We start from the raw sequence: 17,015 nt of genomic DNA, 5'->3' as shown, positions 1-17,015 counted from the left end.
GGGGGGGAGGGAGTCGGGAGCCGACCTGGCTTTCTTCCTCCGTCTCCCCCCTCCCCCCCCCCCTTTCCAGCATAACTCCTCGCAAAGCCCTCATCCCCCCCCCCCCCGCACCTCGTGTCATGGCGTCATGTCGTGCCGTCAGGTCACGGCGTCAGCACGCCGTCCAGGAACGGCTCGATCGCGCTGCGCCAGGCGGCCGGCTGGTCGTAGTGGACGAGGTGGCCGGCGTCCGGGACCTCGGCGTACTGGCCGCGGGGCAGGACCCGGACCATCTCCTGGGCCTCGGCGCGGCCCAGCTCGCCGTCGAGGCCGCGGACGACGAGGGTGGGGCACTGGACCTGGGCGAGGGAGTCCCAGTGGGCGTCGTGGACCCAGGTCTCGCGGGAGGTGAGCATCTGTCGGCGCGAGAAGACCGGTCGCCAGCCGTCCGCACGCTCGGCCATCACCTCGGCGAAGAACTCACCGCGGGCCGGACTCGGGCGCTCCACCCAGGGGTCGTCCTCGCCGAACCACTTCCGGACGTCCGCGAGGGTGGCGAAGGGGACGGGCCAGCTGCGGAACCAGTCCTCCCACTCCCGCTGGGAGGCCGCACCCAGCGCGGAGGCGCGCATGTCGCAGATGACCAGGGCCTGGACGAGGTCCGGGCGCTCGGCGGCCAGTTGCCAGGCGGTGAGGGCGCCCATGGCGTGGCCGATGAGCGTGACCGGGGCGAGGCCCAGCTGCTCGACGGCGGCCGCGGCGTCCGACACGTACGCCTCGCGCGTGAACGAGCCGTCCGACGGCTTCTCGCTGCGTCCGTGGCCCCGCTGGTCGAGCGCCACCGCGCGATGCCGCTCGGCGAGCCAGCGGGCCGTGGAGGCCCAGTGCGAGGCGCGGCCCATCAGCCCGTGCAGCAATAACACGCCCTGGGCGCGGTCCGTCTCACCGCGTCCCTTGGGCGGATCGGCGAACTCCCAGGCAGCGAGGCGTACGCCGCCCGCTCCCGTCACGTCGATGCGCCGCACCATGGTCCTGGCACCCCCTTCTGTCCCCCGCGGATCTCCGTAGCGATGAAGAAGTGATCGACAAGCGATCGAGTCACGCCAGACTATCGAACTTCCATTCGAAAACCGGGGCCCCGCGCCCAACACCCCTCGTTCGAGTGACCATGCTCAAGGATTGACGCTCGTCGCCGAGGGGAGATCTTCTGCGGGAGGCGGACCGCTCGGGGAAAACGGTCCGAGGGGAGCGACCCTGAGAGCTCGGGGCTCCGGGTCGCACAGGGGAGGACAGGCCCCGGCGCCGCCTGGCGCCGGGGCCCTCCATGTGTCCGTACGGCATGCGGTTCGGCATGTGCCACCCCCAGGTCATATGCCTCAGCTCAGCGTGGCACGCGAATCGCCCCGGGCGCTGCCATTCCGGCCGGAAAGCGCGTTCCCGGAGGCTCCACCGGGTGCCGCCGCGGCGCGCGGAGCGGGCACGAAGGCGTACGAGCACGACGACGCGCCCGCACCGCGCATACGGTACGGGCGCGTCGGGAACGCCAGGAAGGGCCTCGGGCCGGGTCGGCTCCGGGGCCGTGGCCGTGGCCGTGGCCGTGGCCGTGGGAGCCTACGACGTCAGCGCTTCGCCACGAACACGTGCGAGGCCACGTCCGCCTGCAGCTCCGCCGCCTCGCCGCTGCTGCCCACGAGCACGCCGCCCGCCGACTCCGTCACGCTCACCACGGACCCGGGCTGCACGCCCGCCCGCCGCAGCGTGTACATCAGCTGGGCGTCCGTCTGGATCGGCTCGCCGATCCGCCGGACCACGACCGTCTTGCCCTCCGCGCCCGCGTCCAGCTCGGCCAGGCTGACCATGGAGTCGTCCAGGAACGGATCGGCCTCCGCCTTCTCGCCCAGCTCCTCCAGACCCGGGATCGGGTTGCCGTACGGAGACTCCGTCGGGTGGCGCAGCAGCTCCAGCACGCGCCGCTCCACGGCCTCGCTCATCACGTGCTCCCAGCGGCACGCCTCGGCGTGCACCTGCTCCCACTCCAGGCCGATCACGTCGACCAGGAGGCACTCGGCGAGCCGGTGCTTGCGCATCACGCGCGTCGCCAGCCGCCGGCCCTCGTCGGTGAGCTCCAGGTGCCGGTCGCCCGCGACCATGACCAGGCCGTCGCGCTCCATCCGCGCCACGGTCTGGCTGACCGTCGGGCCACTCTGGTCGAGCCGCTCCGCGATCCGGGCGCGCATGGGGACCACGCCTTCCTCTTCGAGCTCGAGGATGGTGCGGAGGTACATCTCCGTTGTGTCAATCAGTCCGGACATACGTGCCCCTCGATGCTGTGACAAAAGAATCGTGCGATGGCCCTGGCTCAATTCTGACGCATAGCACTGACAACCGGGCCCACCGCGGGGAAGCCCGTATTGACAGAGCAATGGTCCAGACCGCAACGTGATCCGCGACACAACGAGAAGGGGCGACCGCAATGGGCGAGAACAAACTGGCGGGTCAGTTCTTCGACGCCGCGATCGGCCTGCTGGAGCGGGTGCGGGACGAGGAAGCCGCCGGCATCGCGGCCGCCGGCACCGCCATCGCGGACACGGTCGCGGCGGGCGGGCGGCTCTTCGCGTTCGGCGCCGGCCACTCCTCGCTCGCCGCCCAGGACGTCGTCTACCGCGCGGGTGGCCTCGCCCTGATGAACCTGCTCGCCGTGCCCGGCGTCGTCGGCGTCGACGTCATGCCCGCCACGCTGGGCTCCGCGCTGGAGCGCGTGGACGGCCTCGCGGGCGCGGTCCTCGACTCCAGCCCCGCCCGCTCCGGCGATCTGCTGATCATCATCTCCCTCTCGGGCCGCAACGCCCTCCCGGTCGAGATGGCCATGAACGCGCGTGCCCTCGGCCTCACGGTGATCGGTGTGACGTCGGTGGCGTACGCGACGGACACCCGCTCCCGGCACGTCTCCGGGACGTACCTCAAGGACCACTGCGACATCGTCCTCGACTCCAAGATCGCGGTGGGGGACGCGGAGCTGACCGCCGAGGGCATCGCGGCCCCCTTCGCCCCCGCCTCCACGGTCGTCACCAGCGCGCTGATGCAGGCGACGATGGCGGCCGCGGCGGGCGAGCTCGTCGCGCGCGGCATCGAGCCGCCGCTGCTGCGGTCCGGCAACGTCGACGGCGGTCATGAGTGGAACGGGCGCGTGATGAGCGAGTACGCGGACCGGATCTTCTTCCGGCACTGAGCCACCTCCGCACACCCGGCTCGCGGCACCTCCGCACACCTGGCACCCGGCTCCTGCGGCGCCGCCCGGCCCCGCCCGGCCCCGCCCGCGGCCTCACTCCCCCTGCGCCGCGGACAGATCCAGCGCCGCCGCCACCCGCGTCGCCACGCTCTCCGCGTACACGGCGTCCGCGCGTTCGAAGGCAGGTCGGTTCGCCGCGCGCAGGAACGTCAGCACGCCCAGCGTCCGACCGCGACTGCGCAGCACCGTGCACAGGGCGTGCACCGCGTCGCGGGGCCACTGGCGCTCCGCCGCCCACGACTCCGCACCGCCCCTGCCACCCCCGGCGCTCGCCCGCACCGAACCGATCCGGTCCATCGCCTGCAGCGCCGGATGCCCCTGCGCGTAACGCACCGGGATCCCGGCCCCGGCCACGCGCGCGACCGGTCCCGGCGCGCCCGAAGGCGTCGCCGCGGCCCGTACGAGCCGTTCGCCTCCGTTGCCGCCGGGCGCCACCACGTCCACGAGCGCGTGATCCGCGAAACCGGCCAGCGCGAAGTCCATCTGCGCCGTCGCCGCCTCCATCGGGTCCTCGCACTCCGCGGCCGCCCGCGCCGCCCGGTGCAGCTGACTGAACCGGAACCGCATCCGGTCCGCGTCCTGCTCCGCGAGCTTCGCCTCCGTCACGTCCTGGAACAGCCAGCCGACCCCCAGCGGCACCGGCTCCTCCGCCAGCGGCGACGCCAGCCGCAGGAACCCGCTGCGCCAGCAGCGCCTCCGCTCCCCCTCGTCCGTCCGCACCGTCACCCACAGCTCGGCGAGCGCCCCCGGTGCCCCCTCCGCGAGCACATGGTGCAGCGCGCCCTCCAGCTCCTCCACGCCCTGCACGATCAGCTCACCGAGCGGCCGCCCCAGCAGCGTCGTCCGCGCACCGGAGCCGAGCATCCGGGCCGCGTGCCCGTTGACGATGGTCGGCCGGAGATCCACGTCCACCAGGACGACACCCCAGGAGGCGTCCTCGAACAGCGCCTCGCTCAGCGCGATCGACCGCTCCAGGTCGATCTGCGCGTGCACCTCGCTGAAGGCGCAGTACACCCCCGCGGGCTTCCCGTCCGCCCCACGCACCCCCGCCGACTGCGTCCGTACGAGCACCCGTCCGCCGTCCTTGCGGAGCAGTGCGAACTCGTGCACCTGGCGCCCGGGCGCGTGCATCGCGCCCATCAGCCGCGCCTGCACCTCGTCCGCGTCCGCGGACCGCACCGCCCATCCCGCGAACCCGCGCCGCCCCACGGCCTCCTCGGCCGACCAGCCGAGGATCCGCTCGGCCTCCCGGTTCCAGTGCGTGATCACGCCGTCGGCGTCGAACGCGCACAGCGCCGCGTCCATCCCGTCCAGCAACGCGGCGAGCAGATCCGACCCGGGGCCGACCCGCTCCGGCTCCCGTTCCGGCTCGTCAGGCCCGAGGGCATGGGCCGTCTCACTCCTGGACGCACTCATCCCGGCACCCCCTGCAGGACGTGTACTCACGTGCAGACGCACGCTCGGCCATTCAACTGGAACGTGACACAGGACACATGAATTTCCCGGAAATCGTTGCTCCTCGGAAAACCTGCCGTGCCTGGCGTCACCGCCGAGATCTGCACCGCAGAGGCAGGCAGGGGAAAGATCCGCCGGACAGCCCTAGGGCAGGATGACTCCGTGACCGACGCTCTCGACCCCGCCGCCATGCGCGAGCAGTACCGCTCGACCCCGCTCCACGAAACGGACCTGCCCGCCGAGCCGATGGAACAGTTCGTCCACTGGTTCAAGGACGCCGCCGCCGGCCACCTCCACGAGCCGAACGCCATGGTCGTCTCCACGGCCACCCCCGACGGCCGACCCTCCTCACGGACGGTGCTGCTCAAGCACTTCGACGACCGCGGCTTCGTCTTCTACACCAACTACACCTCCCGCAAGGGCCGCGAACTCGACGCCAACCCCTACGTCTCGCTGCTCTTCCCCTGGCACCCGCTCGCCCGCCAGGTCATCGTCGCCGGCACCGTGGCTCGCGTCGGCCGCGACGAGACCGCCGCCTATTTCCGCACCCGCCCGCACGGCTCCCAGCTCGGCGCCTGGGCCAGCCCCCAGTCCTCGGTGATCCCCTCCCGGCAGGAGCTGCTGCGCCGCTACGAGGAGCTCGAGGCCCGCTACCCGGCGGGGCAGCAGGTCCCGGTGCCGCCGGAGTGGGGCGGCTACCGGGTCACGCCGGAGACGGTCGAGTTCTGGCAGGGGCACGAGAACCGGCTGCACGACCGGCTGCGGTACGTACGGACGGAGGACGAGCCCGCGGGGTGGCGGGTGGAGCGTCTGTCACCCTGACGGCCGTCACCCGCGACCCCGTCACCCCGAGGCCGCAGCCACCTCGCGCCCCCGCTCCAGCGCCGTCTCCACGGCCGCCGGAATGTCCGTGACCGGGAACTGCACGTGCCGGACCGTACGCTCCCGGTCCACCACCAGCACCGCCCGCTTCAGCCGCAGTGACTGCCCGGCCCGGAACGTCGGCAGCCGCAGCGCCGCGGCCAGCCGCGTGTCCATGTCCGACAGCAGCGGGAAGGGGATGTCCTCCGCCGCCGCGAACGCCCGCTGCTCGTCCGGGCGCTGCGTGCTGACCCCGCGCACCGCGATTCCGGCCGCCGTGAAGTGTGCGTACGCGTCCCGGAACAGCCGGTTCTCCAGCGTGCAGCCGACGGTGCCGGGGACGCCGGACCAGCCCTCCGGCAGCGGGCTCGGGCGCCCGGTCGCCGGATACCCGGTCGCCGGATAGCAGAACAGCACCGTGGCCGCGGCCCGCCCGCCGGTGTCCACGGGGTCGGTCTCCCCGCCCGTGTGCGCGGGGAGGGCGAGCCGCGGCAGCCGGGTGCCGGGCAGCGCGTGGACCCGGTGCGCCTCGGCGCTGTCGTCGTCGGCCGTGGCGGTGAGGCTGCCGTCGCCGAGGAGCCAGCGGTCGGCCCAGTCCTGCATGGACACCAGCACCGGGAGCAGGGCACGGCCGGTGGCCGTCAGCCGGTACTCGTACCGCACCGGTCCCTCCTGGTACGGGACCTTCTCCAGGACCCCGGAGTCGACGAGGTGGGTCAGCCGCTCGGTGAGCACCTTGCGGGAGATGTCGAGCTCGCGCTGGAGCTCGTCGAAGCGGTGGCGGCCGCGTGCCGTCTCGCGGACGAGCAGCATGCTCCACCAGTCGCCGATCACGGCGGCCGCCTGCGCGATGGCGCAGGCGGCGTCACGCTCGGGCACGGCCCGTCCCATCGGCGGACTCCTTCCTGTCAGGGCTCCATCTTGCGTCACCGCGTGAGTTCCCGATAGAAACTCAGTGTAGGTTCCCAAAGGGAACTCACTTGCGGTTCGCTCGCATCCGCGATCCACGGATCCACAGGGGGAGGACATTGTGCAGGCCGTGCCCATAGCCCGGGCCACCGCCTGGCGCACCTGGCAGATGACCAGGCGCGCCTATCCATGGACGTACGCCGTCGGGACCGTACTGCCCGCCGCGCTCACCATCTCGCTCGCCTACCTCGGCTATCACGCCATCGGCGGCGGCCAGGTCGGCGACGACTTCGGCGAAGGCTCGGGCACCACCGCCTACCTCGCCTACGTCGCGGTCGGCGCGACGGCCTTCCAGTTCACCGTCCGCCTCATCCTCTGGTCGGCCAAGGCGCTCATCACCGAACAGCGCCAGGGCACACTCGGCGCCCTGCTCATCGCGCCCGCAGGCCGCCTCCCGTACCTCGTCGGCTTCACCGGCTTCGCCGTGGTCAGCAGCCTCGTCGAATTCCTGACCCTCGGGATGGTCGTCGCGCTGCTCGGCATCACGATCCCCGTCGCCTCACCCGCCGCCGCGGCGCTGGGCGTGCTCGCCCTCATCGGCGCCGTCTTCGCCCTCTCCGTCGGACTCGGCGGACTGATGATCGCCGCGGGCGAGGCCCACATCTCCCAGAACACCGTCTTCATCGTGCTCGGCCTGCTCAGCGGCTTCACCTTCCCCCGCGACTACCTGCCGCAGCCCGCGCAGTGGCTCGCCGAGGCCTTCCCCACCACCGCCGCCATGGACGTCCTGCACGGCTCGCTCACCGGTGGACAGCCCCTCGGCGAGCTCGCCCCGCGGCTCGCGGTGTGCGCGGTCCTGACCGTCGCGTACTTGCTGGCCGGACTGTGGTTCCTGCCCCGAGCCGAGGCCCGCGCCGTCGAAAGGACGTACTAGCCGATGAGCGGCATCCAGGTCCGCGCCCTGCGCAAGGACTTCCCCGTACGCGAAACCGGCCTCCTCGGCCCCTTCCGCCCCCGCACGGTCAAGACCGCCGTCGACGGGCTCGACCTCGACATCCCGCCCGGCCGCATCACCGGACTCCTCGGCCTCAACGGCGCGGGCAAGACCACCACCATCAAGATCCTCGCCACACTGCTGCGCCCCACCTCGGGCACCGTGCACGTCGACGGCCTCGACACCGTCGCCGATGCCCGCGCCGTGCGCCGCCGCATCAACCTCATCGCGGGCGGCGAGCGCATGGTCTACACCCGGCTCACCGGCCGCGAGAACCTCTGGTACTTCGGCCAGCTCTACGACGTACCGAAGGCACGGCTGCGCCGGCGCATCGACGAACTCCTCGCCCTCGTGGGCCTCACGGACGCCGCCGACACCACGGCCGAGCGCTATTCGAAGGGCATGACGCAGCGGCTCGCCATCGCCCGCGGTCTCATCAACGAGCCCGACTACCTGCTCCTCGACGAGCCCACCCTCGGCCTCGACGCCCCCATCGCCCGCGACCTGCGCCGCGTCGTCGCCGACCTCGCGGCATCCGCCGGCACCGGCGTCCTGCTCACCTCCCACTACCTCGCCGAGGTCGAGGAGCTGTGCGGCCATGTGTACGTCATCTCCGGCGGCCGGCACCTCGCCGAAGGCAGCCCCGCGGAGCTCAAGGCGGCGACGGGCAGCCACCGTACGGTCCGCATCACCATCACCAACCCGAACGAGCAGGTGGCCGCGGTCGCCGAGTCCTTCGGCGCACACCGCGAACCGAACGCCGACGGCACGGAGCTCATCACCCTCCGCCACCCCGACGACATCGCGGGCCCGCTCGCCGCCGCCATCGTCGGCGCGGGCGGCTCCATCGGCGGCCTGGAGATCGCGGAGGCCAGCCTGGAGGACGCGATCCTCACGCTCGCCGAGGCTCCCGAGGCGGTCCCGGCATGACCCACGCCCTGAGGATCTTCGCGGCAGAGGCGCTGAAACAGCACCGCCGCCTCTTCGGCCAGCCGCTCGTCGTCTTCTCGATGCTGGCGTGGCCGGTCCTCCAGCTCGCCACGACCTACTACACCCTGCGCCCGGTCGCGACCGCGTCCCCCGCCGCGGCGAACTGGCCGCTCGCCGCCGACCCCGACCGCCTGCTCGCCTTCCTGGCCACCGGCACCCTGGCCTACGCCTTCTTCTTCTCCCTCGTCCAGTCCGCCTGGCACTTCTCCTTCGAACGCGCCACCGGCACCCTGGAACTCCTCTTCCTCACCCCGGCCGGCCGTCTCACCCTGATGATCGCCAACGGCGCCGGAGCACTCCTCCAGAACGCCTGGCTGCTCACCTGCTTCACCGTCGCCGCGCTGACGGGCTTCGGAGCCCTGTCCGTGTCCGCCTGGTGGATGTACGGCGTCGTCCTCCTGGCCCTGCTCGTCCCGGCGGTCGCCTGGGGAGCCTTCCTCAACAGCCTGCTCGTCTTCTCCCGGGACTCGGCGTTCCTCTACACGATCCTCGACGAGCCCCTCTGGTTCGTCAGCGCTGTACGCCTGCCGAACTTCGCTCTCCCGGCACTCGTGCAGGTCGTGGGCGCGGTCTTCCCCCTTACCGGCAGTCTGATCGCGGTCCGCGGCGCGCTGCTGGAGAGTCGCACGCTCGCCGACCTGGCCCCGACCCTCACCGGCCTGGCCGCTCTGAGCGCCCTGCTCCTGGCAGCGGCCGCGGTCGTCCTGCGTACCGGCGAGGCGCGCGCCCAGCGCACGGGCAGCCTGAGCCTCGCGTAGCCGGGCCTCGCGCGTAAGCGCCCGGGAACGCAGAAACCCGCGGGCTCTCGTCTCCTCCGAAGAGGAAGCCGGCCGGACGTACCGGCGAGCCCGCGGGTCGGTGACTGCTTGGATTTCGGCAGGCGGCCTGCCGAGGTGCACGATGTGCGACGACGGGCCGCTAGCCCGCAGCCACCTCGTTCGTCCGGCAAGAAATCACTTCCGGATCACCTCCTTTCGACGTAAGTCACACACTAGGAACCTCTACCGGCGGGGCTCAACCCCTTTTTATGACCCTCTTCGCGGCGGGTGTACGAATAGCCGTCTGCCCGCTGGAGCAACTGCAGGTTTACGTGGGAAACGTTGAAGCGGCCCATCGCGGTCGTGAGGCCGTGCTGCCCCCGCGCCCGCACGGAGATCCGACCGGTCCACACCCCCTGCCACTTGCCCCTGGGCACGGTGGCGCGGACGAGGTCGCCGGTGGCATACCCGTAGTGCTGCTTGCGGCGCGGGCGCCGAAGCCTTGGGAAGCCGTAGCGATTGGGGGTGGTGCGCGAGTAAGCCCCACGTCCGGTTGCTCTCACGACGCAGACCTGTTGGGGAACCCGGACGATGGCGTCCCGGTTCTCATGGTCCAGCTCTCCGATGGAGAGGGCGTCAAGGGTGTGTGTCTTGTTCAGCCCCATGGCGGTGCGGTTCCACTTCGTCCGCCCGCCCGACCACGCGTGCACGGGTCTCCCGAGGGTTTTGAGGGCGTCCGCGAGCTGCCAGCGGGTCGCGTTCATGGCGGCGGCATCGTGGAGGGGTGTCTTGGCCTGCTGGCGGATCGCTGCGAGGCGCGCCGGGTCGCGGGCCAGGAATTCGTCGACGGGAGTCGAGCCCTTGGCCTCAGGGGATGCAGGCCAGGGTGAGGTTCGAGATGCGGTTGGATCCGCCGTGGCTGCACGGTCGGATGTGCTCGATGTTCAGCGGTACGCCGGTGACCCCGCAGTAGGCGCAGGCTCGCCCCCACTTCGTGAGCAGGTACTCGCGGATCTCCGTCCCGGCCAGGGTGCCGTTCTGGCGTTCGGCTGCGGTGAGGTTCTTGCCTGCGCTCACGGCGTGCGTGTCGAAGGCGACTCGTTCGATGTGGATCTCAGTGACCGGCGCATACTGGCAGAGGCGGCGGGCGACCGAGAGTGTGGTGTCGACCCGATGCCGGAGTGACGGGGGAAGCCAGCCCTTCGGGCGGGTCCGGTTGGCGGATCTTGGTGCGCGATAGCGGCAGTTGGCCGACCTCCGCCTGCGGCGATACCCGGCACGTTGTGCCATCGCCCGGTGGATCTGGTCGCCTCGGTGCTGGAGTTCCAGGGAGATCAGCCCGCGTCGCACGGTCACGGTCGTGCCGTCTTGGGCGGTTTCCTCCTTCGTATCGGTGACGGCGATGCCTGTGCCCCTGGAGCCCGGGTCGATCCGTAACTGTACGCCTTCGATTTCCGATGCGGCGTGTGTGCGGTCCTTGATGCGGACGGTGAACGGGGCATGGCGCGCGACGACGGCGCGGCCTTTGGTGAGGAGCTCGCGTGCGCGAGCGGGGTGGCACGGCATGAGCGGATGTCCGTGCTTGTCGAGCACGAAGACCCTGCCTGCGCCTGTTCCGCCCTTGTAGGTATTGCCCTGTGTGGGGACGTCACCGTCCCCGGTCGCTGCCTGTACGGCGTGACGCCGGCGGGACGTGGTGTTGTTCCCGCCGGTCTCCCCTCGCCCATGTGCCCCGCCGGTGCCCCGCGCGGTGGCGGGGTGTCCGTGAGCCGTTTCGTCCCTGCTCCCAGGGGTGTCTGCTCCCACGGATTCCAGAGCAGGCTGCTGAGGAAGCACAACCCGGTGGGTCTGCTCGCCTGCGGGAGACGTAGTCATCGAAGGGCACCTCCCTCTGATCGGTTGATCGTGATGACTGGGGCTGTTCACTCGGCTCGTCTCAGAAGGGGCGAGCGGGAGCGAGTGATCTCCTTTCCTTTCCCGATGTGCAGGTGACGCTAGCCGCGTGAGATCCGCGCTGAGCGCGATCAGATCGTCAATCCGCACATATGCGTGATTCCGAGGCAATCTCGAACGCGCGAGCGCAGGCAGTGGTACTGAACACGGACACCCCGGCCCCGCCCGGTACCGGACTACGCCCTTCCGCGCGGCGCAGTTTGCCCGGCACTGAGTGCCGGTAATCCTCCTGAACCGGATCGGCGCACTGTGCCGGATGTCACGCTTCCGCGCATCGTCGGAACCCGCCAAAATCATGCGCTGGGCCACTGTGGCCTCCCTACGACCCGGATAGGGTGACCACCCCCCGCACGGGGCATCACCGGTGTGACCGATCCGGTTCGACCACCGGTGGGACCCGAACCGAACTCACGAGGAGCCGCCTGATGTCCGACTTCGTACCCGGACTCGAAGGAGTCGTCGCGTTCGAGACGGAGATCGCCGAACCGGATAAGGAAGGCGGCGCGCTCCGGTACCGCGGCGTCGACATCGAGGATCTCGTCGGTCACGTCTCGTTCGGGAACGTGTGGGGTCTGCTGGTCGACGGCGCGTTCAACCCCGGTCTGCCGGCCGCCGAGCCGTTCCCGATCCCGGTCCACTCCGGTGACATCCGCGTCGACGTCCAGTCGGCGCTCGCGATGCTCGCGCCCGTGTGGGGTCTCAAGCCGCTCCTCGACATCGACGAGGCGCAGGCCCGCGACGACCTCGCGCGCGCCGCCGTGATGGCGCTGTCGTACGTGGCACAGAGTGCCCGCGGGCAGGGTCTGCCGATGGTGCCGCAGCGGGAGATCGACAAGGCGCAGTCGGTCGTCGAGCGGTTCATGATCCGCTGGCGCGGCGAGCCGGACCCGAAGCACGTCAAGGCCGTCGACGCGTACTGGACGTCCGCCGCCGAGCACGGCATGAACGCCTCGACCTTCACCGCCCGCGTCATCGCCTCGACCGGCGCCGATGTGGCGGCCGCCCTGTCCGGCGCGGTCGGCGCCATGTCCGGCCCGCTGCACGGCGGTGCGCCGTCCCGTGTGCTCGGCATGATCGAGGAGATCGAGCGCACCGGCGACGCTACGGCGTACGTCAAGCGGGCCCTGGACAACGGCGAGCGGCTGATGGGCTTCGGCCACCGCGTGTACCGGGCCGAGGACCCGCGCGCCCGCGTGCTGCGGCGCACGGCGAAGGAGCTGGGTGCGCCGCGTTTCGAGATCGCGGAGGCGCTGGAGAAGGCCGCGCTGGAGGAGCTGCACAACCGCCGCCCCGACCGGGTCCTGGCGACGAACGTGGAGTTCTGGGCGGCGATCATGCTGGACTTCGCCGAGGTCCCGGCGCACATGTTCACGTCGATGTTCACGTGTGCCCGTACGGCCGGCTGGTCGGCCCACATCCTGGAGCAGAAGCGGACGGGGCGCCTGGTGCGCCCGTCCGCCCGCTACGTCGGTCCGGGCACCCGCGACCCGCGCGACATCGAGGGCTACGCCGACATCGCCGCCAAGGCCTAGAGCCGCCCGGTCACGCCGCCCGCTCCACCAGCGCCGCATGGTGGCGGGCGGCGACCAGCGGGTGCGCCCGCAGCTTGCCCTTGAGCTCGTTGCGGCCGTACTCCGCGAACAGCGGATTGGCCGGGTCGGCCGTCACTCCGGGCGCGTCCGCCACGTACGGGAACGGCAGCGGCGCGATCCGGGCGTCCAGGCGCGGGTTGTAGAAGAACGGCACGGAATAGCGCTCGGTGGCGCCGGGCGGGCTGACCACGCGGTGGTTGGTGGCGAGCAGGTAGCCGTTGGTGGCGACTTCGAGCAGCTCGCCGAGGTTGACGACGAACGCGCCGGGCAGCGGCGGTACGTCGTGGAAGGCGCCGTCCGCGCGCTGCACCTGGAGTCCGCCGACGGTGTCCTGGTGCAGCAGGGTGAGGAAACCGTAGTCCTTGTGGGCGCCTACGCCCTGGCCCGGCTCGTCCCCGGCGCCGCCAGGGGCGCCGGGGGCGCTTCCGGGGTACCGCACCAGCTTCAGGTGCAGGTGCGCACGGTCGCCGAAGATGTCGTCGTAGAAGTCCGGGGGCGCGCCGATCGCCGCGAGCAGCTCGTGCAGGAGCTTGTCGGCGACCGTGCTGAGCCGGTCGATCCAGGCGAGCGCGGCGGTGCGCAGTCCGGGCAGCGCGGCCGGCCACTGGTTGGGGCCCTCCAGCCACCAGTAGGCGGGCTCGCCCGGTCCCGGTATGTGTGCGGGCCGTTCGGCGCCGATGTCGAGCTGGTCCCGCCAGTCCTGGCTGCCGCCGGTGCGTTCGTCGCCGATGCGCGTGTAGCCGCGGAAGTGCGGTGAGTTGACGTTGTCGATGGCGTGCCGCTCCGCCTCGGGCAGCGCGAAGAAGGCCCGCATGGCGCTCATCAGGGCGTCCGTCTCGGCGCCGGTCACGCCGTGGCCGGTCAGCTGGAAGAAGCCGACGTCATGGGCGGCGCTGTGGAGCCGGGCGTGCAGCTCGGCGCGGGCGGCGGGGCCGCGGTCGGCCGCGGAGAGGTCGATGACCGGGAGCCGCGAGTAGTCCTGCGGGTGGGAGGAGGACGAGTGAGACGAGTGAGACATGGGTGCGTCCGCTGTGTCTGGTCCCGGCCGCCGGTCCCGGCGATGACCGGGAACGCGTACCGCCGGTGTCCGCCTCGGTGGGGCGGGGCCGGTGGGCCGGGTGGGGTGGAGTGGGGGCCTGCGTCGGAGGTCAGCGGGAGGTCCGACAGCCCATGCTCGTGACGCGGAGGAAGTCCACGTGGCGGCGTCGTACGAGCGGAAGCATGCGGAAAGGGTACGCCGGGGGCGCGTCGTTCGCGGATGACCCAGGTCACACAGGGTGGGCCGGGGCCTCAGCCACGCCTCCCCAGGGCCTTCAGCCCAGCGCCTCCTCCACCAGGCGCCCCCACTGCGCCACCACCCTGCGGCGCCGCGCCACGTCGTCCGTCAGCAGGTTCGCGAGGCCCAGCCCGCGTGCCATGTCCAGCAGGCCCTGCACGGTCTCCCGCACCCCGGGCACCGACTCGTCGGCGCCCAGCAGCTCGACGGCTATGCGGTGGGTCTCGCGGCCTACCCTGGCCTCCAGTTCGGTGACGCGGCCGCGCAGCTGTTCCTCGTTGGACGCCGCGACCCACAGGTGCAGGGCGGCGCGGAACAGCGGTCCGGTGTAGAGGTCGACGAGGGCCTCGACCACGGCCGCCCGGTTCTGCACCGGGAGCGCCCGCAGGGCGGACGACCGCTCCTCCGCGACGTACTCGACCGCGGCCGTGAAGAGGTCCTCCCGGGTCGGGAAGTGGTGCTGTGCCGCGCCCCGCGAGACGCCGGCGCGCTCGGCGACCACGGAGACGGTCGAGCCTGCCCAGCCGTGCTCGGCCAGGCAGGCGACGGCCGCCTCCAGCAGGCGCTGCCGGGTGACCCGGCTGCGGTCCTGCTTCGGAGTGGTCACCACACCCATGCGGGGTCCCGTCGTTCGAGGAAGGCGGTCATCCCTTCGCGCGCCTCCGCCGAGGCGAAGAGCGACGCCGAGCGCTGGACGAGATCCTCCGCGTCGCGGTCGAAGGTCTCCCGCACCTTAGCCGTGAGCAGCTGTTTCGTCGCGTCCAGGGCTTGTGGTGAGGCCTTGCGGAAGCCGTCGAGCACGGGGGCGAGGACCTCGTCCACGTCCTCGCCGACGGCCGTCACCAGTCCGATGCGGGCCGCCTCGGCGGCGCCGAAGCGCTCGCCGGCGAGGTAGTAGCGGGCGGCCGCGCGCGGCTCCAGGCGTGGCAGCAGCGGCAGCGAGATGACCGCGGGGGCGACCCCGATGCGTACCTCGGTGAACGCGAAGTCCGACCCCGACGTCGCGGCCGCGACGTCGCAGGCGCCGACGAGGCCGAGCCCGCCGGCGCGTACGTGGCCCGCCACCCGGGCCACCACCGGCTTCGGCAGGTCGACGATCTTGCGGAGCAGCGCGACGAACGTGTACGGGTTCGGCGGCTCCTTCAGATCGGCGCCCGCGCTGAACGTGCTCCCGGTGTGGGTGAGCACGACCGCCCGTACGGCCGGGTCCTTGCCGCACGCGGTCAGCGCGTCGGCGAGCTCGCCGACGAGCCGCGCGGACAGGGCGTTGCGGTTCGCCGGCGAGTCCAGCGTCAGCGTCGTGATGCCACGCTCGGACGACGTGCTGATCAGTGTCACGTGTTCTCCTTCTCCGGCTCGCGCCGCGCCTGTGACGTCTCGCGGTCGCGCAGCTCGCGCCGGAGGATCTTCCCCGACGCCGCCCGCGGCACCCCGCCGATGAACTCGACGCGGCGGATCTTCTTGTACGGTGCGACGCGCTCGGCGACGTATGCCATGACGTCGTCCGCCGAGAGGCCGTTCCCGGTCGGCTGCCGCACGACGTACGCCTTCGGGATCTCGTTGCCGTCGGCGTCGTACACGCCGATCACCGCCGCGTCGGCGATGCCCTCGTGGGTGAGGAGCAGGGCTTCCAGCTCGGCCGGGGCGACCTGGAAGCCCTTGTACTTGATGAGTTCCTTGACGCGGTCGACGACGTACAGCCAGCCGTCCTCGTCGACGCGCCCGATGTCGCCGGTGTGCACCCATCCGTCGGCGTCGATCATGTCGGCGGTGGCCTCGGGGCGGCCGAGGTAGCCCTTCATCACCTGCGGGCCGCGGATCGCGATCTCGCCCTCCTCGCCGGCGGCCGCGTCCCGGCCCGGGTCGTCGAGCGACAGGATCCGCATCTCGGTGTTCGGCAGCAGCTTCCCGACGGTGCCGGGCGGCGGGGTCGCGGCGGACAGCGGCACGACATGGGTGCCGGGCGACAGCTCGGTCATGCCGTACGCCTGTCGCACGGGAGGCAGCTTCAGCCGTGCGGAGCAGGCCTGCGCGAGCTGGGCGTCGAGCGGGGCCGCGGCGCTGACGATGTACTCGAGCGAGGTCAGGTCGTACTGGGCGACCGCGGGGTGCTTGGCGAGGGCGAGGACGATCGGCGGGGCGACGTACAGCCCGTTGATGCGGTGCTTCTCTATCGCGGCGAGGAACTGTTCGAGGTCGAAGCGGGGCAGGACGACGACGGTGGCGCCGCTGCGCAGCGGCGCGTTCATCAGCGCGGTGAGGCCGTAGATGTGGAAGAACGGCAGCACGGCGAGGATCCGGTCGCCGGGCTTCATCGGGATGAACGGCTCCAGCTGGGCCAGGTTGGTGGCGATGGACCGGTGGGTGAGCATGACGCCCTTGGGGACGCCGGTGGTGCCGGAGGAGTACGGGAGGGCGGCGATGTCCTCGGCCGGGTCGATGGCGATGTCGGGCTCCGGCGCGGTGGAGCCGAGCATGCCGAGGACCGAGCGGTGCCCTTCCGCCTGGTCGCAGACGAAGATCTCCTCGATGCCGCCGACGAGTTCGGCGGCGCGGCGGGCCGCTTCGAGGAGCGGGGAGACGGTGACGATCCAGCGGGCGGAGGAGTCGCGCAGCTGCTTCGCGAACTCCTCCGCCGTGGCGAGCGGGTGGACGGTGGTGACGGACGCCCCGGCGCGTGTCGCGGCGTAGAAGACCGTCGGGTAGGCGACCGTGTTGGGGCTGTGCAGGGCGAGGACGTCGCCCTTGCGCACGCCGGCGTCGGCGAGCGCGGCGGCGATGCGTCGGTGGAACGTGTCGAGCTGTGCGTACGTGATCGTCATGTCGCCCGCCCCGTCGATCAGCGCGACGGTGTCCCCGTACTCGGCCGCACGGCCCAGGACGGCGTCGTGGATGGGGAGGGAGACGGCCGGGACGTCCGCGTACTCGCTGTTGATCACCATGGCAGCTGCAGCCCCTT

General features: G+C 71.8%; 16 protein-coding genes. 6 read left to right on the top strand and 10 right to left on the bottom strand.

Going from position 1 to position 17,015, the window contains the following annotated elements; all coding sequences use genetic code 11:
* Positions 1-143: 143 nt before the first annotated feature.
* Both ACFV9O_RS10585 and ACFV9O_RS10580 read right to left on the bottom strand, forming a co-directional pair.
* A complete protein-coding gene (locus tag ACFV9O_RS10585) occupies positions 144-1,007 on the bottom strand; it encodes an alpha/beta fold hydrolase (protein ID WP_385415079.1) in 864 nt (287 codons plus the stop codon).
* Positions 1,008-1,598: 591 nt separating this feature from the next.
* A complete protein-coding gene (locus tag ACFV9O_RS10580) occupies positions 1,599-2,291 on the bottom strand; it encodes a metal-dependent transcriptional regulator (RefSeq protein WP_385415076.1) in 693 nt (230 codons plus the stop codon).
* A gap of 161 nt (positions 2,292-2,452) precedes the next feature.
* Between ACFV9O_RS10580 and ACFV9O_RS10575 the strand changes: the two genes are divergently transcribed.
* A complete protein-coding gene (locus ACFV9O_RS10575) occupies positions 2,453-3,208 on the top strand; it encodes an SIS domain-containing protein (RefSeq protein WP_385415073.1) in 756 nt (251 codons plus the stop codon).
* Between the two features lie 93 nt (positions 3,209-3,301).
* On the opposite strand, the gene ACFV9O_RS10570 is transcribed toward ACFV9O_RS10575, so the two are convergent.
* Positions 3,302-4,684, bottom strand: a complete 1,383-nt coding sequence (locus ACFV9O_RS10570; RefSeq protein WP_385415070.1) for a PAS domain-containing protein — start codon at positions 4,682-4,684, stop codon at positions 3,302-3,304.
* A gap of 201 nt (positions 4,685-4,885) precedes the next feature.
* Between ACFV9O_RS10570 and pdxH the strand changes: the two genes are divergently transcribed.
* Positions 4,886-5,545 (top strand): pyridoxamine 5'-phosphate oxidase, encoded by a 660-nt coding sequence (gene pdxH / locus ACFV9O_RS10565; protein WP_385415067.1) that lies wholly within the window; start codon positions 4,886-4,888, stop codon positions 5,543-5,545.
* Positions 5,546-5,566: 21 nt separating this feature from the next.
* Here the strand turns inward: pdxH and ACFV9O_RS10560 are convergent, their stop codons facing one another.
* Positions 5,567-6,475 (bottom strand): winged helix-turn-helix transcriptional regulator, encoded by a 909-nt coding sequence (locus ACFV9O_RS10560; RefSeq protein ID WP_385415064.1) that lies wholly within the window; start codon positions 6,473-6,475, stop codon positions 5,567-5,569.
* Between the two features lie 148 nt (positions 6,476-6,623).
* Here ACFV9O_RS10560 and ACFV9O_RS10555 point away from each other — a divergent pair, with 148 nt between their 5' ends.
* From ACFV9O_RS10555 to ACFV9O_RS10545, 3 genes are read left to right on the top strand one after another with little or no spacing between them, the layout of a single operon-like run.
* Positions 6,624-7,427 carry an ABC transporter permease gene (locus tag ACFV9O_RS10555; protein WP_385415062.1) on the top strand — a complete coding sequence of 268 codons (804 nt, stop codon included), beginning with the start codon at positions 6,624-6,626 and terminating at the stop codon, positions 7,425-7,427.
* A gap of 3 nt (positions 7,428-7,430) precedes the next feature.
* On the top strand, positions 7,431-8,417 hold the full coding sequence (locus tag ACFV9O_RS10550; protein ID WP_385415059.1) for an ABC transporter ATP-binding protein: 987 nt from the start codon (positions 7,431-7,433) through the stop codon (positions 8,415-8,417).
* On the top strand, positions 8,414-9,235 hold the full coding sequence (locus ACFV9O_RS10545; protein ID WP_385415057.1) for an ABC transporter permease: 822 nt from the start codon (positions 8,414-8,416) through the stop codon (positions 9,233-9,235). Before ACFV9O_RS10550 ends, ACFV9O_RS10545 begins: the two co-directional genes overlap by 4 nt.
* Before the next feature lie 233 nt (positions 9,236-9,468).
* Here ACFV9O_RS10545 and ACFV9O_RS10540 read toward each other — a convergent pair whose 3' ends face one another.
* Together ACFV9O_RS10540 and iscB are read right to left on the bottom strand one after the other, a co-directional pair.
* Positions 9,469-9,999, bottom strand: coding sequence for a hypothetical protein (locus ACFV9O_RS10540; RefSeq protein ID WP_385415054.1), 531 nt, complete (start codon positions 9,997-9,999; stop codon positions 9,469-9,471).
* 103 nt (positions 10,000-10,102) lie between these two features.
* Positions 10,103-10,828 (bottom strand): RNA-guided endonuclease IscB, encoded by a 726-nt coding sequence (iscB, locus tag ACFV9O_RS10535; protein ID WP_385415052.1) that lies wholly within the window; start codon positions 10,826-10,828, stop codon positions 10,103-10,105.
* A gap of 785 nt (positions 10,829-11,613) precedes the next feature.
* Here iscB and ACFV9O_RS10530 point away from each other — a divergent pair.
* Positions 11,614-12,720: a citrate synthase 2 gene (locus ACFV9O_RS10530; RefSeq protein ID WP_385415049.1), complete on the top strand. Its 1,107-nt coding sequence runs from the start codon at positions 11,614-11,616 to the stop codon at positions 12,718-12,720.
* Between the two features lie 10 nt (positions 12,721-12,730).
* Here ACFV9O_RS10530 and ACFV9O_RS10525 read toward each other — a convergent pair whose 3' ends face one another.
* The 4 genes from ACFV9O_RS10525 to ACFV9O_RS10510 form a co-directional block, all read right to left on the bottom strand.
* The gene (locus ACFV9O_RS10525; RefSeq protein ID WP_385415047.1) at positions 12,731-13,798 is read right to left on the bottom strand and encodes an isopenicillin N synthase family dioxygenase; all 1,068 of its coding nucleotides are present in this window, start codon (positions 13,796-13,798) and stop codon (positions 12,731-12,733) included.
* A gap of 295 nt (positions 13,799-14,093) precedes the next feature.
* Entirely contained in the window at positions 14,094-14,672 is a 579-nt protein-coding gene (locus ACFV9O_RS10520) for a TetR/AcrR family transcriptional regulator (RefSeq protein ID WP_385415044.1), read from the bottom strand.
* Positions 14,660-15,394, bottom strand: coding sequence for an enoyl-CoA hydratase family protein (locus ACFV9O_RS10515; RefSeq protein WP_385415041.1), 735 nt, complete (start codon positions 15,392-15,394; stop codon positions 14,660-14,662). The genes ACFV9O_RS10520 and ACFV9O_RS10515 overlap by 13 nt, the downstream gene beginning before the upstream one ends.
* Positions 15,391-16,998 carry a 4-coumarate--CoA ligase family protein gene (locus tag ACFV9O_RS10510; protein ID WP_385415038.1) on the bottom strand — a complete coding sequence of 536 codons (1,608 nt, stop codon included), beginning with the start codon at positions 16,996-16,998 and terminating at the stop codon, positions 15,391-15,393. Before ACFV9O_RS10510 ends, ACFV9O_RS10515 begins: the two co-directional genes overlap by 4 nt.
* Between the last annotated feature and the right edge of the window lie 17 nt (positions 16,999-17,015).

It is taken from the genome of Streptomyces sp. NPDC059909 (assembly GCF_042730885.1).
Lineage (GTDB): Bacteria > Actinomycetota > Actinomycetes > Streptomycetales > Streptomycetaceae > Streptomyces.
This window is presented reverse-complemented; position numbering and strand designations above follow the sequence as displayed.